The 21,098-nt window shown below is 69.1% G+C and carries 18 protein-coding genes and 1 pseudogene; 12 read left to right on the top strand and 7 right to left on the bottom strand.

Annotation, left to right across the window (positions count from 1 at the left end):
• Window positions 1-16 precede the first annotated feature (16 nt).
• The gene (locus AC3A6J_RS10715; RefSeq protein WP_487859909.1) at window positions 17-682 is read left to right on the top strand and encodes a glutathione S-transferase family protein; all 666 of its coding nucleotides are present in this window, start codon (window positions 17-19) and stop codon (window positions 680-682) included.
• A gap of 37 nt (window positions 683-719) precedes the next feature.
• Window positions 720-2,099 carry a phospholipase D-like domain-containing protein gene (locus AC3A6J_RS10710; RefSeq protein ID WP_487859908.1) on the top strand — a complete coding sequence of 460 codons (1,380 nt, stop codon included), beginning with the start codon at window positions 720-722 and terminating at the stop codon, window positions 2,097-2,099.
• Here the strand turns inward: AC3A6J_RS10710 and AC3A6J_RS10705 are convergent.
• Window positions 2,077-3,189: an ROK family protein gene (locus tag AC3A6J_RS10705; protein WP_487859907.1), complete on the bottom strand. Its 1,113-nt coding sequence runs from the start codon at window positions 3,187-3,189 to the stop codon at window positions 2,077-2,079. The genes AC3A6J_RS10710 and AC3A6J_RS10705 overlap by 23 nt on opposite strands.
• A gap of 102 nt (window positions 3,190-3,291) precedes the next feature.
• Between AC3A6J_RS10705 and AC3A6J_RS10700 the strand changes: the two genes are divergently transcribed.
• Complete coding sequence (locus AC3A6J_RS10700; protein ID WP_487859906.1) at window positions 3,292-4,845, top strand: ABC transporter permease/substrate-binding protein; 1,554 nt, start codon at window positions 3,292-3,294, stop codon at window positions 4,843-4,845.
• 49 nt (window positions 4,846-4,894) lie between these two features.
• Here the strand turns inward: AC3A6J_RS10700 and AC3A6J_RS10695 are convergent.
• Window positions 4,895-5,707 (bottom strand): annotated as a pseudogene (locus tag AC3A6J_RS10695) (LysR family transcriptional regulator); the annotation flags it as partial.
• A gap of 100 nt (window positions 5,708-5,807) precedes the next feature.
• Here AC3A6J_RS10695 and AC3A6J_RS10690 point away from each other — a divergent pair.
• A complete protein-coding gene (locus AC3A6J_RS10690) occupies window positions 5,808-7,049 on the top strand; it encodes an MFS transporter (RefSeq protein ID WP_487859905.1) in 1,242 nt (413 codons plus the stop codon).
• Here AC3A6J_RS10690 and AC3A6J_RS10685 read toward each other — a convergent pair.
• The 5 genes from AC3A6J_RS10685 to AC3A6J_RS10665 all read right to left on the bottom strand — a co-directional run bounded on the left by AC3A6J_RS10685 (window position 7,034) and on the right by AC3A6J_RS10665 (window position 12,754).
• Window positions 7,034-8,470: an aldehyde dehydrogenase family protein gene (locus AC3A6J_RS10685; protein WP_487859904.1), complete on the bottom strand. Its 1,437-nt coding sequence runs from the start codon at window positions 8,468-8,470 to the stop codon at window positions 7,034-7,036. The genes AC3A6J_RS10690 and AC3A6J_RS10685 overlap by 16 nt on opposite strands.
• A gap of 50 nt (window positions 8,471-8,520) precedes the next feature.
• Window positions 8,521-9,885: a glucarate dehydratase gene (gene gudD / locus AC3A6J_RS10680; protein WP_487859903.1), complete on the bottom strand. Its 1,365-nt coding sequence runs from the start codon at window positions 9,883-9,885 to the stop codon at window positions 8,521-8,523.
• Between the two features lie 47 nt (window positions 9,886-9,932).
• Window positions 9,933-10,844 (bottom strand): 5-dehydro-4-deoxyglucarate dehydratase, encoded by a 912-nt coding sequence (gene kdgD / locus AC3A6J_RS10675; RefSeq protein WP_487859902.1) that lies wholly within the window; start codon window positions 10,842-10,844, stop codon window positions 9,933-9,935.
• 35 nt (window positions 10,845-10,879) lie between these two features.
• A complete protein-coding gene (locus tag AC3A6J_RS10670; RefSeq protein ID WP_487859901.1) occupies window positions 10,880-11,854 on the bottom strand; it encodes a Bug family tripartite tricarboxylate transporter substrate binding protein in 975 nt (324 codons plus the stop codon).
• 78 nt (window positions 11,855-11,932) lie between these two features.
• Complete coding sequence (locus tag AC3A6J_RS10665) at window positions 11,933-12,754, bottom strand: FadR/GntR family transcriptional regulator (protein ID WP_487859900.1); 822 nt, start codon at window positions 12,752-12,754, stop codon at window positions 11,933-11,935.
• A gap of 88 nt (window positions 12,755-12,842) precedes the next feature.
• Here AC3A6J_RS10665 and AC3A6J_RS10660 point away from each other — a divergent pair, with 88 nt between their 5' ends.
• The 8 genes from AC3A6J_RS10660 to garD all read left to right on the top strand — a co-directional run bounded on the left by AC3A6J_RS10660 (window position 12,843) and on the right by garD (window position 21,096).
• A complete protein-coding gene (locus tag AC3A6J_RS10660; protein WP_487859899.1) occupies window positions 12,843-13,667 on the top strand; it encodes an NAD-dependent epimerase/dehydratase family protein in 825 nt (274 codons plus the stop codon).
• 88 nt (window positions 13,668-13,755) lie between these two features.
• Window positions 13,756-14,748: a TRAP transporter substrate-binding protein gene (locus AC3A6J_RS10655; protein ID WP_487859898.1), complete on the top strand. Its 993-nt coding sequence runs from the start codon at window positions 13,756-13,758 to the stop codon at window positions 14,746-14,748.
• 45 nt (window positions 14,749-14,793) lie between these two features.
• Window positions 14,794-15,327 (top strand): TRAP transporter small permease, encoded by a 534-nt coding sequence (locus tag AC3A6J_RS10650; protein WP_487859897.1) that lies wholly within the window; start codon window positions 14,794-14,796, stop codon window positions 15,325-15,327.
• On the top strand, window positions 15,327-16,610 hold the full coding sequence (locus tag AC3A6J_RS10645) for a TRAP transporter large permease (protein ID WP_487859896.1): 1,284 nt from the start codon (window positions 15,327-15,329) through the stop codon (window positions 16,608-16,610). The genes AC3A6J_RS10650 and AC3A6J_RS10645 overlap by 1 nt, the downstream gene beginning before the upstream one ends.
• Window positions 16,611-16,624: 14 nt before the next feature.
• On the top strand, window positions 16,625-17,620 hold the full coding sequence (locus AC3A6J_RS10640) for an NAD(P)-dependent oxidoreductase (RefSeq protein ID WP_487859895.1): 996 nt from the start codon (window positions 16,625-16,627) through the stop codon (window positions 17,618-17,620).
• A 19-nt stretch (window positions 17,621-17,639) separates the two neighbouring features.
• Window positions 17,640-18,491: an amidohydrolase family protein gene (locus AC3A6J_RS10635; RefSeq protein WP_487859894.1), complete on the top strand. Its 852-nt coding sequence runs from the start codon at window positions 17,640-17,642 to the stop codon at window positions 18,489-18,491.
• A complete protein-coding gene (locus AC3A6J_RS10630) occupies window positions 18,488-19,510 on the top strand; it encodes a lactonase family protein (protein WP_487859893.1) in 1,023 nt (340 codons plus the stop codon). Before AC3A6J_RS10635 ends, AC3A6J_RS10630 begins: the two co-directional genes overlap by 4 nt.
• Window positions 19,507-21,096 carry a galactarate dehydratase gene (garD, locus tag AC3A6J_RS10625; RefSeq protein ID WP_487859892.1) on the top strand — a complete coding sequence of 530 codons (1,590 nt, stop codon included), beginning with the start codon at window positions 19,507-19,509 and terminating at the stop codon, window positions 21,094-21,096. Before AC3A6J_RS10630 ends, garD begins: the two co-directional genes overlap by 4 nt.
• Window positions 21,097-21,098: the final 2 nt, after the last annotated feature.

Raw genomic sequence — 21,098 nt, 5'->3', positions numbered from 1 at the left:
CTGTTGAAGTCGCGGCATGGCAACCACCCTCTACTCCGGCCCCCTCAGCCTGTTCGGCGCGAAGGTGCAGATCGCCGCGCTCGAAAAAGGCATTCCCTTCGAGCTCGTGATGGTGCCGTTCACCAAGGACGACGCCTACGAGCCGAAGCATCCCGAGGTGCTGCGCGTCAACCCAGTCAAGCAGCAGGTGCCGGTGCTCGTCGACGACGAGGTCGCGCTGTTCGACTCGACACAGATCTTCGAGTACCTCGAAGACCGGTATCCCGACACCGCCCTTTGGCCCCGCGGCATCGCCGAGCGGGCCCGGGCGCGGCAGCTCGAGCACAAGTCGGACGAGGTCTTCTGTCCGAACGTGTTCAAGCTTTTCGTCCTGCAGCATGACATGCAGGGCGCGGCGGCGGTCGCGGCCTGCGCCGCCTGCGCGCGCTACTACGGCGAGATGGAAGCCCTGCTGGCCGGGCGCGACCACCTGGCCGGGCCGTACTCTTTCGCCGACATCGCGTTCTACATGGCCTGCATCTTCGCCGACCGCAAGGGCGCGCGCATGACCGGCGACACGCCGCGCCTGCTGGCCTGGCGCAGCCGCGTCGGCGAGCGGCCCGCGGTGCGCGCGGTGGTCGATCCGATGATGCGGTTCCTGGTGTCCGAGGGGCGCGAGACGGCCTCTTTCTGGCAAGGTTGATCGGCGCGGCGCGCGCGCCCTCGGGCATCATCGCGCCATGCCGACTCCGTCACTCGACTGGCTGCCCTCCGCGTCACAGCACTTCCTCGCGGTCACCGTCGCACTGCTGGTCTACATACTGACCACGCGCGCGCGCCGCGAACAGCGCGCGCCGACCACCGCCATCGCATGGGTCATGGGGCTGGTGCTCATGCCCTACCTGATCCTGCCGATGTACCTGCTGTTCGGCCAGCGCAAGCTGCGCCCCGCGGGCTCGCCGCGCCCGCCGCGCTCGGCGCCGCGCGGGCATTGGGCCGCCGACCTCATCGAGAGCTTCGGCCTCGCGCCGCCGGGGCGCTGCGCGGTGCGCTTCCATGCCGACGGCGAGGCCGCGCGCGAGGCGCTCTGGCAGGTGATCGACGGCGCGCGCCAGCGCGTCGACGTGTGCACCTTCCTCATCGGCGACGACGCGATGGGCCGAGCGGTCATCGATCGACTGGCCGCGCGCGCGCGCGAAGGCATCCGGGTGCGCGTGCTGCTCGACGGCTTCGGCGCGCTGACGCTGCCGCGCCGCCACTTCGACGTCCTGCGCGAGGCCGGCGGCGAGGTCGCGGTGTTCCGCCCCTTCTTCAGCCTGCGCCGCCTCGGACCGCGCAACCTGCGCAACCACCGCAAGTTCACCATCGCCGACGACGGCTGGCTCTGGTCGGGCGGGCGCAACCTCGCAGGCGAGTACTTCACGGGCAGCGACAAGTTTCCCGAAGCCTGGCGTGACCTATCGTTCGACCTGCGCGGCAGCGTGGCCGCCGCCGCGGCACGCCAGTTCGACCACGACTGGCGCTCGGTGCGCGGACGCAAGGCACGCGCCATCGCCGCCGACGAGATCGAAGAAGGCGCGGGCGGCGCGCTGGCCCAGTTCCTGCCGAGCGGCCCCGACCAGACCGAGGACACCGCGCATGCACTGCTGATCGATGCGTGCTTTCGCGCCGAGCACCGCGTGCTTGCCGTGACGCCCTATTTCGTGCCCGGCGACGGCCTGCGCGATGCGCTGCGGCTCGCGGCCCGGCGCGGCGTGCAGGTGACCATCGCGATGCCCGCTCGCTCGAACCATCGCCTCGCCGACTTCGTGCGCGCCCGCGCCATGCGCGACCTCGCGCGAGCCGGCGCGAGCTTTCGAATGCTGCCGTTCATGGTTCATGCCAAGGCGGTGGTGGTCGACGACGACCTTGCCCTCTGCGGCTCGATCAACCTCGACCTGCGCAGCCTGCTGCTCAACCACGAAGCCGCCGTGGTGTTCTACGGCCCGCGCGAGATCGACTGGCTCGCCGAATGGATCGAGACCACGGCCTCGGCCGGCGAGGCCTACCGCGCGCGCCGCCCCGGCCTCGTGCGTGACGTGGCCGAGGGGCTGCTGCTCACCGTGGCTTTCCAGCTTTGACGGACACCCCGCTGCCTTTCGCGTCGGTGTTGGTGAAGCTCACGTTGCCGAGGCCCGTGCCGATGGTCAACACACCCCAGTGCTTCACGTCGCGCATGAAAGGCAGCTCGCTCAGGCCCTGCACCACCGCGTCGTTGTGCATCAGCACCAGCATCGGGTCCGACCCCAGCGCGAGCATGCGGCGCCATACGGCGGTCGGCAGGTGGAACGCATGGCTCTCCCAGTCGCCCGGCAGGTTCTGCGCGCCGCGCGCGATCGAACCGTCGGGACGGATCAGCCCAGGGCAGCCGATGCCCACGAACGGCGCGAGGCGGATCTTGTTGCGCTCGCTGTAGCGCACCATGTCCATCAGCATGTCCGAGATGCGCTCGACCATGAGGCTGCGGCTCGGGGCCTCGTCGGCATGGCGCCATTTTTCGCGCCGCACCACGCCCGCGCGCGAGAAGTCGTGGGCTTTCTGCCAGCGTGTCTTCACGATGCCGCAGCGCACGTTGGTGCCCCCGATGTCGACCGCGAGCAGGGCGTCGTAGCGGCGCAGCATGGCCTGCGGCGCGAGGTGCACCCAGCCGATCAACCCGCCGTCGTCCACGTTGTGCGACAGCCGGCCGAGCTGCACGTGCAGACCGATCTCCTCAAGGATGGCTGCGGTCTGCAGCACCGCGCGCTCGCCGACGTCGCTTTCGGGGAAGCCGCCGCCGATGACGATGCGCTCCACCTTCTGCCAAGAGGGCTGCCGCAGGAACCGCTGAACCACCTCGGCGAGTTCTTCGGTGAACTCCTCGATCACCCCCTCCACGACGTCGCCGGCCTCCGAGCCCTTCTTCGCCCGGAGCACGCGGTCGAGCGTCTTCTTGCTCATGTCGCGCGAGTGCAGCTTGCCGAGTGGGTCCTTGCCGTTCTTGCGGCGGCGCTTGCGCCAGCGTTCGAGCAGTTCGCGGAAGGCCGTCTGGCTCGCCTGGTCGCCGACGAAGCCGTCCTTGTCGCGCAACTGCAGGCTGTAGCCTTCGACGCGGACGCCGGGCAGTTCGCGCAGGCCGTGCACGTCGGCAGCGGGTAGAGGTTCGGCCGATGCCGCAGATGAAGTTTTCATTTGTTAATGATGCTTCGCCTCGCGCCGCAGCGCATGGGCGCCGGATCACCACGCGGTGTAGGAGATTGGCGGGCCTGCGGGTCTGTCGATACACTGCCCGCGATGCAACGCCCAAGCCGCATCCTGTTGCGCGCCATCCTTCTGTTCACGCTGATCTGGCCGCTCCTGGCGGTTTCCGCGCAAGACGCCGGGTCGCTGCGCGTGGGCTCCAAGCGCTTCACCGAGTCGTACATCCTGGCCGAGCTGATCGCGCAGAAGGCCGCGCCGCACACGGCGTCGCCGCCCGTGGTGCGCCAGGGCCTGGGCAACACGGCCATCGTCTACGAAGCCCTGCGTTCGGGCGCGATCGACGTCTATGCCGAATACACCGGCACCATCGCGCTCGAGATCCTCAAGGGTGCGCCGGCAGCGACACGCGACGAAATGAACGCGGCGCTCGCGCCGCTTGGCCTTGGCGTGGCCGTGCCGCTCGGCTTCAACGACGGCTATGCGCTCGCCGTGCGCGCCGCCGATGCCGAGCGCCTCGGGCTGCGCACGCTGAGCGACCTCGCACGGCATCCGTCGCTCAAGCTCGGCCTGTCGAACGAGTTCATCGGCCGCGCCGACGGATGGAAAGGCCTGGCCGCGCGCTACGGCTTCACGCAGACGCCGACCGGCCTCGACCACGGCCTGGCCTACGACGCGATTGCCGCGAAGCAGATCGATGCGATCGACATCTACACCACCGATGCCAAGATCGACCACCTCGGCCTGCGCGTGCTCGAGGACGACAAGCGCTACTTCCCGCGCTACGACGCGGTGCTGCTCTACCGGCTCGACCTGCCGTCGCGGCTGCCGCGCGCCTGGGCCGCGCTGCAGGCGCTCGAAGGCCGCATCGACGAACACGCGATGATCGCCATGAACGCACGCGCCGAGCTGCAAAGCGTGCCCTTCGATGCGATTGCGCGCGACTTCCTGGCCGCGAAGGGCACGAACGCCCAGGCGCCGGCCTCGGAACTGCGGCGCGGCTTCGTCGCCAAGCTGTTCGGCCCCGACCTCTGGCCGCTTGCACGCCAGCACCTGCTGCTGGTGCTGGTGTCGGTGGGCGTGGCGATCCTGATCGGCGTGCCGCTCGCGATCTCGGTGTTCGCGCATGTGCGACTGCGTGCATTGGTGCTCGGCCTGGCGGGCCTGCTGCAGACCGTACCCTCGCTCGCGCTGCTGGCGGTGCTGATCTCGATGCTCGGCGCGATCGGCGCGCTGCCCGCGCTGATTGCGCTCACGCTCTATTCGCTGCTGCCGATCATGCGCAACACCGCGGCCGGGCTGGCCGAAGTGCCGGACGGCCTGCGGCTCGCAGGCACGGCCTTGGGCATGACGCCGCGGCAGAACCTGCGGCTGGTGCTGTTGCCGCTCGCGCTGCCCACGCTGCTGGCGGGCGTGCGCACCGCCACGGCCATCGCGATCGGCACCGCGACCATCGCGGCCTTCATCGGCGCGGGCGGATTCGGCGAACGCATCGTCACCGGCCTGGCGCTCAACGACCGCGAGTTGCTCGTCGCGGGCGCGCTGCCGGCGGCGGCGCTGGCGCTTTTGAGCGAGGCGCTTTTCGAGCTGATCGAGATGCTGATGCGCCGCCGGCGCCGGGCTCCCCCGCTGCCTTCGCCTGCGCCATGAAGCACGCGCGCAGCAGCGCGGCACCCGCGCCGAGTGGCTTGTCGGCGCGGTGGCAGAAGTAGCACGGCTGCTGCGCCCTGCCGGCCGGACCGATGCGGCGCATCGGCAGCTGCACGAGCGTGCCCGCCGCAAGGTCGCCGGCCACCATCCATGACGGCATCTTTCCCCAGCCCAGGCCCTCGCGCAGCAGCGCGAGCTTGATGTTCATGTCGCTCACGCGCCAGGTCGCGGGCGAGAGCACGTCGATGTCGTAGCCCTCGCTCAGCGTGCTCGGGTCTTCGACCACGATCTGCACATGCTCCGCCGCCGCGGCATCCAGGCCCGCGGCGCCGCGCTCGGCGGCACGGGCCGCGAGCGCATGCGAAGGCGCAGCCACGGCGACGGTGTGGAGCTGCATCAGGAATTCGCGGTCGATCTTCGCGTCGGCATGACCGAAGGCCGCGATCGCGAGATCGCAGCGGCCGGTGTTCAACGCATCGATGGTGCCGCCCACCGAGCTGTAGGCCACACGCACTGCAATGCCCGGATAGCGCGCATGCATGCCGCGGATGGCGCTCGCCACGAGCGCTGGCGGAAACAGCGTGTCCACCGCCAGCGAAAGGCCGAGCTCGATGCCTTGCGCGACGCCCTGCGCCCGCGTATGCAAGGCCTCGACCTTCGACAGGATCACCCGCACGTCGCCGAGCAGCGCTGTGCCCGTGGGCGTGAGCACCGGCTTGTGCCCTGAGCGGTCGAACAGCCGCACCTGCAGTTGCGCCTCGAGGCTGGCGATCGCATGACTCACGGCCGACTGCACACGGTGCAGCCGGGCCGCGCCCGCGCGAAAGCTTCCGGTGTCGGCCACCGCCGCGAACATCTGCATCTGGCTCAATGTGAGGGCGTCCAGCATGATCTCTCCAGTCGATCGAGTTGGCCGATATTATTCGCTTTCATTCATGCGCCGTTCGGCCCAAAGTGGCGGCATGCGCAACCCGCTCGCACCCTCCCCCACGCACGCGATGACGCACTGGCCCGGTGTCGCGCTGGTCGTCGCCGCCGGCGTGGTCGCATCGCTCCAGGTCGGCAAGGTCGCCATCGCGGTGCCGCAGTTGCGCACCGACTTCGGCCTCGACCTGACGATGGTCGGCTGGCTCATGGCGATGTTCTCGCTGCTGGGCGTGCTCGGTGCGGTGCCGGTGGGCGCGTGGGTCGAGCGCGCCGGCGACCGGCGCCTGGTGCTCGCGGGCCTGCTCGCGATCACCGCGGGCAGCACGGCGGGCGCGCTGTCGCACAGCGTGGCAGTGCTGCTCGCGGGGCGCGTGGTCGAGGGGCTGGGCTTCGTGCTGATCACCATCGCCGGTCCTTCGGTGCTGCAGCGCATGGTCGCGCCCAGCGGCCAGGACCTGGCCTTCGCGATCTGGAGCTGCTTCATGCCGGCCGGGATCGCGCTCGCGCTTTTCAGCGGCGCACTGCTCGACGGGTGGCGCGGCTTCTGGCTCGGCAATGCCGCGCTCGCGGCCGTGGTCGCGCTGTTGGTGCTGTCCTTCGTTCCGCGCGGCGCCCTCAGCGGTGGCGCGTCGGCGTCATGGCGCAGCATGGGCCGCGATGCGGCCGCGACGCTGCGTGCCGGTGCGCCGGCATTGATCGCCGCCGCGTTCGTGGTCTACAGCCTGCAGTTCTTCGCGCTCTTCAGCTTCCTGCCGGTGCTGCTGATCGAGCGCATGGGCGTGGACACGGCCGCGGCCGGCGCGCTGAGCGCGGTGGCCTGCTGCGCCAACGTGGCAGGCAATCTCGCGGCCGGCATGCTGCTGAAGCGCGGCGCGCCGCGCTGGCTGCTGGCGGCCTCGGCCAGCGCGGTGATGGGGCTCGCGGCCATCGGCATCTTCCTGCCGCTGCTCGATGCGCTGCCAGCGTTTGCGCTGTGCCTGGTGTTCTCTGGCGCGGGCGGGCTGCTCCCGGCCACGCTGATCGGCACCTCGCCGCTGGTGGCGCCGAGCCTGCGCCTGGCGCCGATGGCAATGGGCCTGCTGATGCTCGGCAGCAACCTGGGCCAGATGATCGGCCCGGTGGTGGTCGGCGGCGCGGTTGATGCGCGCGGCTGGCCCGCGGCGGCGGCCATCGTGGCCGTGGCGGGCGTGGCCGGCGTGCTGCTGGCGCTCGGGCTGCGGCGCGCGATGGGGCGCACCGGCGGCAGCCCGGGCCGGCAGCCTCAGGCGAGCGTGTAGGCCGTCTTCACGGTGGTGAAGAACTCCTGCGCATAGCGGCCCTGCTCGCGCGGACCATAGCTCGAGCCCTTGCGGCCGCCGAACGGCACGTGGTAGTCCACGCCCGCGGTCGGCAGGTTCACCATCACCATGCCGGCCTGACTGTGGCGCTTGAAGTGCGTGGCGTACTTCAGCGAGGTGGTCGCGATGCCGGCCGAGAGACCGAACTCGGTGTCGTTGGCCGTGGCCAGCGCCTCGTCGTAGTTCTTCACGCGGATCACGCTCGCGACCGGGCCGAAGATCTCTTCCTTGTTGATGCGCATGGCCGCGGCCGACTCGCTGAACAGCGCCGGCGACATGTAGTAGCCGTCGGTCTCGAGCTTCAGCAGCTCGCCTCCGGCCGCGAGCGTGGCGCCCTCGCCCTTGCCGATGGCGATGTATTCCATGTCCTGGTCGAGCTGCGACTTCGACGACACCGGACCGACGTCGGTGCCTTGCGCGAGCGCATCGCCGACCTTGATCTTCGCCATGCGCGCCTTCATCGCCTCGATGAACTTGGGGTAGATGCCTTCGGTCACGATCAGTCGGCTCGACGCGGTGCAGCGCTGGCCGGTGGAATAGAAGGCGCTCTGCACGCTGAGCTCGACGGCCTGCGCGAGGTCGGCGTCGTCGAGCACCACCTGCGGGTTCTTGCCGCCCATCTCGAGCTGCACCTTCTTGCCGTTGGTGGCGCACTGCACCGCGATGTTGCGGCCCACGCCGACCGAGCCGGTGAAGCTGATCGCATGCACGCCCGGGTGGTCGACGAGCGCATTGCCGATCACGCTGCCGCGCCCCATCACGAGGTTGAACACGCCCGCGGGAATGCCCGAGCGGCTGATGATCTCGGCCAGCGCCCAGGCGCAGCCCGGCACGAGGTCGGCGGGCTTGAAGACCACGCAGTTGCCGAACGCGAGCGCAGGCGCGATCTTCCAGGCCGGAATGGCGATCGGAAAGTTCCAAGGCGTGATCAGGCCGACCACGCCGACCGGCTCGCGCGTGATCTCGACACCGATGTTCGGGCGCACCGAGGGCACGAGCTCGCCCGCGAGGCGCAGGCACTCGCCGGCAAAGAACTTGAAGATGTAGCCCGCGCGCGCGGCTTCACCGATGCCTTCGGCGCGCGTCTTGCCCTCTTCGCGCGCGAGCAGCTCGCCGAGCTCTTCCTTGCGCGCAAGGATCTCGTTGCCGATCTTGTCGAGCGCGTCGGAGCGCGCCTGGATGCCGCCTGTGGCCCAGGCCGGGAAAGCGGCGGTGGCGGCGGCCACGGCCGCCTCGACGTGCGTGGCGTCGCCCTGCGTGTAGTGCCCCAGCACGTCGGACAGGTTGCTCGGGTTGAGGTTGGGGCTGTAGCTCGTGCCGGCGCGCCATTCGCCGCCGATCAGGTTTTCGTGGTTCTGCATGAGGGGTCCTTGCTGGTCGAGGGAAAAGACAGAAATGGAAGGCTAAACCTTCACCTGACCATGCAGGGATTCTTGTTGTCGAAGGTCCATCCGGGAATCAGGTATTGCATCGCCTGTGCGTCGTTGCGCGCACCGAGGCCGTGCTTCAGGTACAGCTGGTGCGCCTTCTCGACCTCGGCCATGTCGAGCTCGATGCCCAGCCCGCCGCGCATCGGCACCTTGACCAGGCCGCCCTCGATCTTGAGCGGATCGCGCGTGAGGCGCTGGCCGTCCTGCCAGATCCAGTGCGTGTCGATGGCCGTGACCTTGCCGGGCGCGGCGGCCGCCACGTGCGTGAACATCGCGAGCGACACGTCGAAATGGTTGTTCGAATGCGAGCCCCATGTCAGGCCCCAGGCCTGGCACAGCTGCGCCACGCGCACCGAGCCCTGCATCGTCCAGAAGTGCGGGTCGGCCAGCGGGATGTCCACCGACTGCAGCGACAGGCTGTGCACCATCTCGCGCCAGTCGGTCGCAACCATGTTGGTGGCCGTCGGCAGGCCGGTGGCGCGCCGGAACTCGGCCATCACCTCGCGGCCCGAGAACACGCCTTCGGCGCCGCACGGGTCTTCGGCATACGCCATGACGCCATGCAGGTCGCGGCACAGGCGCACCGCGTCGGCCAGCAGCCAGCCGCCGTTCGGATCGAGCGTGACGCGCGCGTCGGGAAAGCGCTCGTGCAGCGCGCGGATGGCCTCGACCTCTTCCTCGCCGCGCAGCACACCGCCCTTGAGCTTGAAGTCGGTGAAGCCGTAGCGCGCATGCGTGGCCTCGGCCAGCCGAACGATGGCCTCGGGCGTCATCGCCTCTTCGTGGCGCAGCCGGAACCAGTCGTTGTCGGCGCCTGGGTCGCCTTCGTACGGCAGGTCGGTCTTGCTGCGATCGCCCACGTAGAACAGGTAGCCGAGCATCTGCACCGCATCGCGCTGCTGACCTTCGCCGAGCAGCGCGGCCACGGGCACTTCGAGGTGCTGGCCCAGAAGGTCGAGCAGCGCCGCCTCGACGGCCGTGACCGCGTGGATCGTGACGCGCAGGTCGAAGGTCTGCTGGCCGCGCCCGCCGCTGTCGCGGGCCGCGAACTCGCGGCGCATCGCATTGAGCATCGCGTTGTGGTTGCCGATCGGCTGCCCGACGACGAGGGCGCGCGCGTCCTCGAGCGTCTGGCGGATCTTCTCGCCGCCGGGGACTTCGCCGACGCCGGTGCGGCCCGCGCTGTCGGTCAGGATCAGCAGGTTGCGCGTGAAGAACGGGCCATGGGCGCCACTCAGGTTCATGAGCATGCTGTCGTGGCCCGCGACGGGCACCACGCGCATGGCGGTGACGACGGGCGTGCCCGTCGCGGTGCTGCGGGAGGGGGATTCTGGCGTGTGGTTCATCTTGTGGCGTCTATCCGCTGCGGGCAGCGCGTTGACCAGGCTTGCGCTTACTGCGGCCCGAGCGCGTCGATCAGGGCCTTGAGCTGTTCCATCTCGTCGGGCTTCAGGTCGGTGAGCGGCGCGCGCACCGGGCCCGCGTCGTGGCCGACGATCTTGGCACCGGCCTTGACGATGCTGACCGCATAACCCGGCACGCGGTTGCGCAGCTCGAGGTAGGGCATGAAGAAGTTCTTCAGCAGGCGGTGCTGCGTGGCCATGTCGTCGTTGGCGACCGCGTGATAGAAGTCCATCGCGGTTTTCGGAATGAAGTTGAACACCGCCGACGAATACACCGGCGTGCCCATGGCCTTGTAGGCTGCGGCATAGACCTCGGCCGTTGGCAGGCCGCCCAGGTAGGCGAAGCGGTCGCCCATCTTCTGGAAGATCGCGACCATGGCCTCGATGTCGCCCACGCCGTCCTTGAAGCCCACGAGGTTGGGGTTGCGCTCGGCCAGCGCGGCCAACGTGTCGGGCTTGAGGCGGCTCGAGGCGCGGTTGTAGACGATCACGCCGAACTTCACGCTCTTGCACACCGCCTCGACGTGCGCCGCCAGGCCTTCCTGGCCGGCTTCGGTCAGGTAGTGCGGCAGCAGCAGGATGCCGTGCGCGCCGGCCTTCTCGGCGGCCTGGGCGCATTGGATCGCGAAGCGCGTCGGGCCACCGGCGCCCGCGATGATCGGCACCACCCCGCGGCAGGTGTCGACCGCGGTCTTGATGATGCCGGGGTACTCGTCGCCGGTGAGCGAGAAGAACTCACCCGTGCCGCCGGCCGCGAACAGCGCGCTGGCGCCGTAGGGCGCGAGCCACTCGAGACGCTGCTCGTAGCCCTTCTTGTTGAAGTCGCCGTTGCTGTCGAAGTCGGTCAACGGAAACGAGAGCAGGCCGGAGCCCATGATGGTCTTGAGTTCTTGCGGGTTCATCGAAACACCAATGTGTAAGTTAGGGAAAAAAGCGATCAGTCCAGCTTGATGCCGGCGTCTGCCACGACCTTGGCCCAGCGCGCGCGTTCCTTGGCGAAGAACTGCTCTTCCTCGGCCGGCGCCATGGTCACGACCTCGGCACCCTGCCCCGCGAGCCGCGAGCGGATCTCGGCCGAGCGGATGACGGTGATCAGTGCCGTGTTGAGGCGCTGCACGATGGCGTCGGGCGTGCCCTTGGCCACGCGCACGCCTTGCCAGGTGCCCGACTCGTAGCCGGGCAGGCCCTGCTCCGCGATGGTCGGCACGTCGCCGATCAGCGGCATGCGCGTCGACTTGGAGACGCCGAGCACCTTGAGCTTGCCGCTCTGCACATGCGGCAGCGTGGCCAGCATGCCGTTCATCAGCACCTGGGTCTGGCCTGCCACGGTGTCCTGCACCGCCTGCACGCCGCCCTTGTAGGGCACGTACTGCCAGCGCGCGCCGCTTGCACGTTCGAGCGCCACGCCCGCGAGGTGCGGTGCGCTGCCGGTGGCGGTGACGGCGAAGTTGATGTCCGACTTCTTCGACAGCGCCACGAGTTCCTTGAGGCTGTTGGCCTGCACCGATGGATGCACCACGAGCAGGTGCGGCGAATAGGCCAGCATCGTCACGCCGCGCAGGTCCTTCGAGGGATCGAAGGCAAGCCGTGTGTAGACCGAGGGGCTGATGGCGAGTGCGCCGACGTCGCACAGCAGCAGCGTGTAGCCATCGGGCCTCGACTTGGCAACGTAGTCGGCACCGAGGTTGCCGTTGGCGCCCGGCTTGTTCTCGACGATCACCGATTGGCCCAGCGCCTCCGACAGCGGTTGGCTGATGGAGCGCGCAATGATGTCGGAGGAGCCGCCCGGTGGGTACGGCACCACGATGCGGATGGGTTTGGAAGGCCAGGCATCGGCCGCTTGCACGCCGCCGGCCGCGAGCATCCCGCCGCCGAGCGCGCCGAGCATCAGGTCACGTCTTTTCAAGCTCATTCAGGGTCTCCTGCTGGTTATGTTGTCAGTCATCGTACAACTGTAGATAACGGTTGTCCAGACTTTCGCGCGAATTCCTCAGGCCGGCGTGGCCGGCGCCTCGCCCGCAGCCTTCTGCGCGGCTTCCTGCGCCAGGCGCAGCCGCTCGCGGCTGTTGGTCAGGTGGATGCGCATCGCAGCGCGCGCCGACTCGGGATCGCGGCGCGCGATGGCGGCATAGATCTCTTCGTGTTCGCGGTTCACGCGGCTCAGGTATTCGCCGCGCCGGTCGTAGTTGCGGATCGCGGTGATGCGCGTGCGCGGGATGATCGTGGTGCCGAGGTGGCTCATGATGTCCGCGAAGTACGGATTGCCCGTGGCCTGCGCGATCTGCAGGTGGAAGCGGAAATCGGGCGCCACCGTGTCCCCTGCCGCCGACACGTTGCGCTCGAAATCGTCGAGCGCCTGGCGCATCGCAAGCAGATGCTCCTCGGTGCGCCGCGTGGCCGCCAGGCCTGCAGACTCGGTCTCGAGGCTGATGCGCAGCTCGAGCACGGCGAGCACGTCGACCGAGGTTGCGATGTCGGCGGAATCGAGCCGGAACATGCCCGCCGCGCGCGGCTGCAGCACGAAGGTGCCGACGCCGTGATGGGTTTCGACCAGGCCCGCGGCCTGCAGCTTCGAGAGCGCCTCGCGCACCACGGTGCGGCTCACGCCGAACGACTGCATGATGGCCGACTCGGTCGGCAGCTTGTCGCCGGGGCGCAACTGCTGGCTGCGAATCTTCTCGCCCAGATCTTCGACCAGCCCGTGCGCAAGGCCCCGCGCGCGCGGCCTCGGCCGGCCCATGAAGGGCCCGCTCGCAGCGGCTTCCGCCGCCGTTTCTCGATTTGAGGGATTACCCGCAGTCGTCTGGGCCATGGTCACGATAATAATCCGGTCTTAGTTGTACGACAACAGATAACTCAACACTTCTTGCCGTTCGAGGCGGTCCCCACGCTCCCAAGACATGTCGACATCCGAACAAGCCTCCCCTCCCTCACTCCATCGGCTGCTGTTGACCGGCGCAGCCGGCGGCCTCGGCAAGGTGCTGCGCGAGCGCCTGCGCCCCTATGCCGACATCCTGCGCCTGTCGGACATCGCGGCGCTCTCGGCGGCCGAAGGCGCGCACGAGGAGGTCGTGCCCTGCGACCTGTCGGACAAGGCTGCGGTGCATGCCCTGGTCGAGGGCTGCGATGCGATCGTGCACCTCGGCGGGGTTTCGGTCGAGCGCCCGTTCGAGGAGATCCTCGAAGCCAACATCAAGGGCGTGTTCCACATCTACGAGGCCGCACGCCGCCACGGCGTGAAGCGCGTGGTGTTCGCAAGCTCCAACCACGTGATCGGCTTCTACAAGCAGACCGAGCACCTCGATGCGCACGCTGCCCGCCGGCCCGACGGCTACTACGGCCTCTCGAAGTCGTTCGGCGAGGACGTGGCGCAGTTCTACTTCGACCGCTGGGGCATCGAGACGGTCAGCATCCGCATCGGCTCGTCGTTCCCAGAGCCGCTCAATCGCCGGATGATGAGCACCTGGCTCAGCTACCGCGACCTGACCACGCTGATGGAGAAATCGCTCTTCACGCCCGATGTGAAGCACACGGTGGTCTACGGCATGTCGGCCAACCGCGACGTCTGGTGGGACAACAGCGCCGCAGCGCACCTGGGCTTCGTGCCGCAGGACAGCTCCGAGGTGTTCCGCGACAAGGTCGAGTCGCAGCCGCCGGTGGCGCCCACCGATCCCAATGCGATCTACCAGGGCGGCGCCTTCACGGCGCAGGGCCCGTTCGAATGAATGAATAACCGACAAGAAGCAGCAGCCGCGCGCCTTCCGGGCCGCACTTTCGCCAGCTGACGCCCCCTTTCAACCAAGGAGACTTTCCATGACCTTTCGCCGAACCCTGATGGCCGCCTGCGTTGCCGCCACCGCCCTTGCCTGCCTCGGCGCCCCCAGCCTTGCCGCGGCGCAGAAGATGACGCTCAAGGCGTCCGACGTCCATCCCGCGGGCTACCCCAATGTGGTGGCCATCGAATCGATGGGCAAGAAACTCGAGGCCGCGACCAACGGCCGCATCAAGATCCAGATGTTCCCGGGCGGCGTGCTCGGCTCGGAGAAGGAAGTCGTCGAGCAAACGCAAGTGGGTGCGATCCAGATCGCGCGCATCTCGCTGGGCGTGCTCGGCCCGGTGGTGCCTGACGTGAACGTGTTCAACATGCCGTTCGTGTTCCGCGACGAAGCGCACATGCGCAAGGTGATCGACGGCGAGATCGGTGCCGAGATTCTCGCGCGCATCACCGCAAGCCCGGCCAGGCTGGTGGCGCTCGGCTGGATGGACAGCGGCTCGCGCAGCCTCTACACCAAGAAGCCGGTGCGCACTCCCGACGACCTCAAGGGCCAGAAGATCCGCATGATGGGCAACCCGCTGTTCGTGGACACCATGAACGCCATGGGCGGCAACGGCATCTCGATGGGCCACACCGAGGTGTTCAGCGCATTGCAGACCGGGGTGATCGACGGCGCCGAGAACAATCCGCCGACCTACTTCACGACCAACCAGTACACGACCGGCGCCAAGTACTACACCCAGACCAACCACCTGATCATTCCCGAGATCTTCGTGATGTCCAAGATCACCTGGGACAAGCTGACCCCGGCCGACCAGGCGCTGGTCAAAAAATTCTCGCGCGAGGCGCAGATGGAGCAGCGTGCGCTGTGGGACAAGAGCGTGGCCGAGTACACCGCCAAGCTCAAGGCCGGCGGCGTCGAGTTCATCAACGTCGACAACAAGCCGTTCTACGAGGCCACCGCGCCGGTGCGCGCCAAGTACGGCGCGCCCTTCGCCGACCTGATCAAGCGCATCGACGCCGTCAAGTAAGCCCGTCCCTCCGCGACATCGAACGACGAACACCCACCTGCACCCATGGCTCAAACCATTCCGCGTCTGCTCGACGCCGTCTATCGTTTCTGTATCTGGGGGGCAGGCGCCTCCATCGTCGTCATGTCGCTGATCGTGCCGTGGGGCGTCTTCACGCGCTACATGCTCGGCACCGGCTCGAACTGGCCGGAGCCGATCGCGATCATGCTGATGGTGATCTTCACCTTCCTGGGCACGGCGGCGTCGTACCGCGCCGGCGCCCACATTGCGGTCGCCATGCTGACCGACCGGCTGCCGCACGCGATGCAGAAGGGTGCGGACCTGATCGCCAACCTCGTCATGGCGGCGGTCTGCGTGTTCGTCGTGGTATGGGGCACCAAGCTGGTGATGGGCACTTGGGGCCAGTCGCTCGACTCGCTGCCCTGGATGCCCGTGGGCGCGACCTATGCACCGCTGCCGATCGGCAGTTTCATCACGCTGCTGTTCGTGCTCGAGCGCATCTTCATCGGCCCGCAGTGGCACCGTCCGATCGTCAGCTTCGGCGACGCAGCGGCAAACTTCGAGACGGAGGTTCGCTGATGGACGCGCTCGTTCTGCTCGGCAGTTTCTTTCTCCTGATGCTCGTGGGCGTACCGATCGCCTACGCGCTCGGCATGGCCGCCCTGGTGGGCGCCATCTGGATCGAGCTTCCCGTCGATGCGGTGATGATCCAGATCGCCTCCGGCGTCAACAAGTTCTCGCTGCTCGCGATTCCCTTCTTTGTGTTGGCCGGCGCGATCATGGCCGAGGGCGGCATGGCACGGCGGCTGGTCGCCTTTGCGAGCGTGCTCGTGGGCTTCATGCGCGGCGGGCTGTCGCTGGTCAACATCCTGGCGTCGACCTTCTTCGGCGCGATCTCGGGCTCCTCGGTGGCCGACACGGCCTCGATCGGCTCGGTGCTGATTCCCGAGATGGAGAAGAAGGGCTACCCACGCGACTTCTCCACCGCCGTCACAGTGAGCGGCTCGATCCAGGCCACGCTGATTCCGCCGAGCCACAACGCGGTGATCTATTCGCTGGCCGCAGGCGGCACCGTGTCGGTCGGCGCGCTCTTCATGGCCGGCGTGCTGCCTGGGCTGCTGCTGGGCCTGACGATCGCGGCGCTGTGCCTGTACACGGCGCGCAAGCGCAATTTCCCCAAGGGCGAAGCCATTCCGATGCGCCAGGCGCTGCGCATCTGCGTCGATGCGCTCTGGGGCCTGATGACCATGGTCATCATCCTCGGCGGCATCCTGTCGGGCGTGTTCACCGCCAACGAGTCGGCCTCGATCGCGGTGCTCTGGGCCTTCTTCGTGACGATGTTCATCTACCGCGACTACAAGTGGCACGAGCTGCCCAAGCTGATCCACCGCACTGTCAAGACCGTGACCATCGTGATGATCCTGATCGGCTTCGCAGCGGCCTTCGGCTACATCATGACGTTGATGCAGATCCCGACCCAGGTGACGACCTTCTTCACCAGCGTGTCGACCGACAAGTACGTGATCCTGCTGCTGGTCAACGTCATGCTGCTGCTGCTCGGAACGCTGATGGACATGGCGCCGCTGATCCTGATCTGCACGCCGATCCTGCTGCCCGTGGTCACGAGCCTGGGCGTCGACCCGGTGCACTTCGGCATGATCATGATCATCAACCTCGGCCTCGGCCTGATCACGCCGCCGGTGGGCACCGTGCTCTTCGTCGGAAGCGCGGTGGCCAAGCTGCCCATCGGGGTGGTCACGCGCGCCATGGCGCCGTTCTTCCTGGCGCTTCTGGTCGTGCTCATGATGGTGACCTTCATGCCGTGGCTGTCGCTCTGGCTGCCGCGGACCCTCGGCCTCTGAGCCTTGCCGATCCGATGGCCCCGCCGACGATCTTCCTCGCCTACCCGGCGGCCGCGCGCGCCAACTACTACCGCGACGGGCCGCTCGCAGCGCTGCAGGCACTCGGCACGGTGCGGCTGAACGAAACGGGCGCGCCGCTGGACGCACCCGCGCTCGCCCAGGCTGCGCAAGGCTGCCAGGTGATCGTGAGCGACCGGGCGACGCCCGGCGATGCGGCGGTGTTCGTCCAGAGCCCGTCGCTGGCCGTCTTCATGCGCTGCGCGGTCGACGTGCGCAACATCGACATCGTCGCGGCCAGCGCGAACGGCGTGCTCGTCACGCACGCAAGCGCGGGCTTCGGCAACGCGGTGGCCGAGTGGGTGCTGGGCATGATGCTCGACCTGAGCCGGCATCTCAGCGAGAGCGTGGCCGGCTTCCGCGCGGGGCAGCTGCCCGCGCCGCGCATGGGGCGCGAACTTCGCGGCGCGGTGCTCGGCATCCTCGGCTTCGGGCAGATCGGGCAGCGGCTCGCCGTGCTGGGCCTGGCGCTGGGCATGCGCGTGGTGGTCGCCGATCCGCTCGCGGCGGTGGCCGAGCCGGCCATCGAGCACCGCACGCTAGACGAGGTGCTGGCGCTTGCAGATCACCTGGTCTGCCTGGTGCCCGCGACACCAGCCACAGCCAATCTCATGAACGACGAACGCTTCGCGCGCATGAAGCCGGGCGCCTTCTTCATCAATGCCGCGCGCGGCGAACTGGTCGACGAAGGCGCGCTGCTGCGGGCCCTCGACAGCGGCCGCCTCGCAGGCTGCGCGCTCGACGTGGGACGCGCACCCGACCAAATGCCCTCGCCCGCACTGGCTGCGCATCCGCGCGTGCTCGCCACGCCGCACACGGGCGGCCTCACGCCCGCCGCCGTCGACCACCAGGCCAACGAGACCGTGGCGCAGCTTGCGGCGCTGCTGCGCGGCGACATGCCGGTCGGCGCACTCAACCCCGAACACGCACGCCGGCTCGCCGCGCTGCGCTGACCTGGATCCGCAGTTCTCGATGACGTCCTCTCCCCGCCTCATCGCCCCGCCGGGCGCCTGCGACACGCACATGCATGTGTACGAGGCGCGCTTCGGCCTGCGGCCCGGCGCGGCCTTCGTGCCGCCGCATGCGCCGGCATCGGACTATGCCGCGATGCAGCGTGCCACGGGGCTGTCGCGCGTTGTCGTGGTGCAGGCCAACGGCTACGGCGACGACAACCGCGGCATGCTCGAAGCGCTGCGCTTCTTCGGCGATGCCGCGCGCGGCGTTGCGACCGTGGCCACCGACATCGACGAGGCCGCACTGCAGGCGCTGCACGATGCGGGCGTGCGCGGTGCGCGCTTCCACATGCTGCCCGGCGGCTTCCTGCAATGGCCTGACCTCGGCGCGCTGGCGCAGCGGATCCGGCCGCTCGGCTGGCACGTGCAGCTGCAGCTCGACGGCAACCAGCTGCCGCAGCACGAGGCCGAACTGCTCGCGCTGCCCGTGCCGCTGGTGATCGACCACGTCGGCAAGTTCCTGCCCCCGCCCGGCCCGCAAAGCGAAGCCTTCCAGAGCCTGCTGCGGCTGCTCGATGCCGGGCGCTGCTGGGTCAAGCTGTCGGCGCCCTACGAATCGTCGCAGGCCGGCGGGCCGCGCTACGACGACGTGGCGGCGCTCGCGCGCGAACTCGTGCGGCGGCATCCGGCGCGCTGCCTCTGGGCCAGCAACTGGCCGCATCCGGCGCGCGAGCCGCGGCCCGACGACGCCACGATGCTCGACCTACTGCTCGCCTGGGCCGAGGACCCGGCCACGCGCCAACGCATCCTGGTCGACAACCCGGCCGCGCTCTACGGCTTCGGCCCCATTGCCGCGGGGACCGCGCCATGACCCAAACCCTCGTCTATGTTTCCCACGCCGAGAGCGGCGACATCCATGTGCTGGGCCTCGACACGCGCGAAGGCGTGTTGACGCCGCTGCAGCGCGTCGAGCTCGGCGGCATGCTGATGCCGCTGGCCCTCAGCCCCGACCAGCGCTTTCTCTATGTGGCGCGGCGCTCGGCGCCGCTGGCGGCGGTGGCCCTGGCCATCGACGCGAACACCGGACTGCTGACCCGCCTGGGCGAAGCCCTGCTGCCGCACAGCATGGCGGCGATCGCCACCGACCGCACGGGGCGCTGGCTGTTCAGCGCCTCCTACGGTGGCGCGCTGGTGGCCGTGAACCCGATCGGCGGCGACGGCGTACCGCAGGCCGCGCAGCAAGTGGTGCAGACCGGGCCCAACGCGCACTGCATCCAGGCCGACCGGCGCAATCGCCACGTCTACGCCACGAGCCTCGGCGGCGGCGAATTGCTGCACTGGCATTTCGATCCCGCGACCGGCCGGCTCGCCGCGGCCGATCCGCCCGCGCTGAAGCTGCACACCGACGCGGGGCCGCGGCATTTCGTGTTCGACCGCGCGGGCCGCCGCGCTTGGCTGCTGGGCGAACTCGACGGCTCGGTGACGCTGCTGCACTTGGCGGAGAACGGCACCCCCACGGCGGTTCAGACGGTCAGCACCCTGCCGCCGGGCTTCACCGGCGAGCCCTGGGCGGCCGACCTGCACCTGAGCCCCGACGAACGCTTTCTCTACACCAGCGAGCGGCGCTCGAGCACGCTCGCGGCGTTCCGCGTCGATGCGGCCAGCGGCGCACTGAGCCTCATCGGCCACACGCCCACCGAGACCCAGCCGCGCGGATTCGCGATCGATCCGGGCGGCCGCTTCGTGGTCACCGCGGGCCAGCAGTCGCACCGGCTTGCCGTGGACGCCATCGACCCCGACACCGGTGCGCTGCGCCGCTGCAGCACGCTGGACGTCGGCCGCGACCCGAACTGGGTCGAGATCATCACCTTGCCGCAGACCCTGCCATGACAGACCCAGCGCCCCCCCCCCGCGCGCCGCACCGCATCCAGATTCATCCGGCCGACAACGTGGCGATCGTCGCCAACGACGGCGGCCTGCCCGCGGGCACGGCCTTCGACGACGGGCTCAAGCTCGTCGACAAGGTGCCGCAGGGCCACAAGGTGGCGCTGGTCGACCTGGCCGAAGGCGACGCGATCGTGCGCTACAACGTGGTGATCGGTCATGCCTCGAAGGCGCTGCCGCGCGGCAGTTGGGTGCACGAGCGCGTGATGACCATGCCCACCGCGCCCGAGCTCGACGGCCTGCCTATCGCCACCGTCCAGGCGCCCGCGCTGCCGCCGCTCGAGGGCCATACCTTCGAGGGCTACCGCAACGCCGACGGCTCGGTCGGCACGCGCAACATCCTGGCCATCACGCAGACGGTGCAATGCGTGGCCGGCGTGACCGACTTCGCGGTGCAGCGCATCAAGGCCGAGCTGCTGCCGAAGTACCCGAACGTCGACGACGTGGTGGCGCTCGCGCACGGCTACGGCTGCGGCGTGGCGATCGACGCGCCCGACGCGGTCATCCCGATCCGCACGCTGCGCAACATCAGCCTGAATCCCAACTTCGGCGGCGAGGTGATGGTGGTGAGCCTGGGCTGCGAGAAGCTGCAGCCCGAGCGGCTGCTGCCGCCCGGCACGATCCCGATCGCCGACCGCCGCGGCGAAGCCGAAGCGGGCGCCGAGGCCGGGCTCGACGTGGTGTGCCTGCAGGACGAGGGCCACGTCGGCTTCATGTCGATGATCGATTCGGTCATGCGGCAGGCCGAGGTCCACCTGGCGCGGCTCGACGCGCGCCGCCGCGAAACGGTGCCCGCGAGCGAGCTCGTCGTCGGCGTGCAGTGCGGCGGCAGCGACGCGTTCTCGGGCGTCACGGCCAACCCGGCCGTGGGCTTCTGCACCGACCTGCTGGTGCGCGCGGGCGCGACCGTGATGTTCTCGGAAGTGACCGAGGTGCGCGACGGCATCGACCAGCTCACCGCGCGCGCGGCATCGCCCGAGGTGGCCGAGGCCATGGTGCGCGAGATGGCCTGGTACGACGCCTACCTGCAGAAGGGCCGCGTCGACCGCAGCGCCAACACCACGCCGGGCAACAAGAAGGGCGGGCTCTCGAACATCGTCGAGAAGGCCATGGGCTCGATCGTCAAGAGCGGCAGCGCGGCCATCACGGGCGTGGTGCCGCCGGGCGAGAAGGCACGGCAGAAGGGCCTGCTCTACGCCGCCACGCCCGCGAGCGATTTCATCTGCGGCACGCTGCAGCTCGCGGCAGGCATGAACCTGCACGTCTTCACCACAGGCCGCGGCACGCCCTATGGCCTGGCCGAGGTGCCGGTGATCAAGGTCGCCACGCGCAGCGACCTGGCGCGCCGCTGGCACGACCTGATGGACGTGAACGCCGGGCGCATCGCCGACGGCGAGGCCTCGATCGAGGACGTGGGCTGGGAGCTGTTCCGCCTGATGCTCGATGTGGCCAGCGGCAGGAAGAAAACCTGGGCCGAGCAGTGGAAGCTGCACAACGCGCTCGTCCTCTTCAACCCCGCCCCGGTGACCTGACT

The organism is Variovorax sp. Soil_C_39 (assembly GCF_057656815.1).
This window is presented reverse-complemented; position numbering and strand designations above follow the sequence as displayed.

What these genes read in the sequence shown, in the direction of transcription:
- AC3A6J_RS10635 (WP_487859894.1), top strand. Translation starts at nt 17,640, where the DNA reads ATGACGTCCTCTCCCCGCCTCATCGCCCCGCCGGGCGCCTGCGACACG.
- AC3A6J_RS10630 (WP_487859893.1), top strand. Translation starts at nt 18,488, where the DNA reads ATGACCCAAACCCTCGTCTATGTTTCCCACGCCGAGAGCGGCGACATC.
- AC3A6J_RS10690 (WP_487859905.1), top strand. Translation starts at nt 5,808, where the DNA reads ATGCGCAACCCGCTCGCACCCTCCCCCACGCACGCGATGACGCACTGG.
- kdgD (WP_487859902.1), bottom strand. Translation starts at nt 10,844, where the DNA reads ATGAACCCGCAAGAACTCAAGACCATCATGGGCTCCGGCCTGCTCTCG.
- AC3A6J_RS10645 (WP_487859896.1), top strand. Translation starts at nt 15,327, where the DNA reads ATGGACGCGCTCGTTCTGCTCGGCAGTTTCTTTCTCCTGATGCTCGTG.
- AC3A6J_RS10705 (WP_487859907.1), bottom strand. Translation starts at nt 3,189, where the DNA reads ATGAAAACTTCATCTGCGGCATCGGCCGAACCTCTACCCGCTGCCGAC.
- AC3A6J_RS10655 (WP_487859898.1), top strand. Translation starts at nt 13,756, where the DNA reads ATGACCTTTCGCCGAACCCTGATGGCCGCCTGCGTTGCCGCCACCGCC.
- AC3A6J_RS10650 (WP_487859897.1), top strand. Translation starts at nt 14,794, where the DNA reads ATGGCTCAAACCATTCCGCGTCTGCTCGACGCCGTCTATCGTTTCTGT.
- AC3A6J_RS10665 (WP_487859900.1), bottom strand. Translation starts at nt 12,754, where the DNA reads ATGGCCCAGACGACTGCGGGTAATCCCTCAAATCGAGAAACGGCGGCG.
- gudD (WP_487859903.1), bottom strand. Translation starts at nt 9,885, where the DNA reads ATGAACCACACGCCAGAATCCCCCTCCCGCAGCACCGCGACGGGCACG.
- AC3A6J_RS10670 (WP_487859901.1), bottom strand. Translation starts at nt 11,854, where the DNA reads ATGAGCTTGAAAAGACGTGACCTGATGCTCGGCGCGCTCGGCGGCGGG.
- AC3A6J_RS10640 (WP_487859895.1), top strand. Translation starts at nt 16,625, where the DNA reads ATGGCCCCGCCGACGATCTTCCTCGCCTACCCGGCGGCCGCGCGCGCC.
- AC3A6J_RS10685 (WP_487859904.1), bottom strand. Translation starts at nt 8,470, where the DNA reads ATGCAGAACCACGAAAACCTGATCGGCGGCGAATGGCGCGCCGGCACG.
- garD (WP_487859892.1), top strand. Translation starts at nt 19,507, where the DNA reads ATGACAGACCCAGCGCCCCCCCCCCGCGCGCCGCACCGCATCCAGATT.
- AC3A6J_RS10715 (WP_487859909.1), top strand. Translation starts at nt 17, where the DNA reads ATGGCAACCACCCTCTACTCCGGCCCCCTCAGCCTGTTCGGCGCGAAG.
- AC3A6J_RS10660 (WP_487859899.1), top strand. Translation starts at nt 12,843, where the DNA reads ATGTCGACATCCGAACAAGCCTCCCCTCCCTCACTCCATCGGCTGCTG.
- AC3A6J_RS10710 (WP_487859908.1), top strand. Translation starts at nt 720, where the DNA reads ATGCCGACTCCGTCACTCGACTGGCTGCCCTCCGCGTCACAGCACTTC.
- AC3A6J_RS10700 (WP_487859906.1), top strand. Translation starts at nt 3,292, where the DNA reads ATGCAACGCCCAAGCCGCATCCTGTTGCGCGCCATCCTTCTGTTCACG.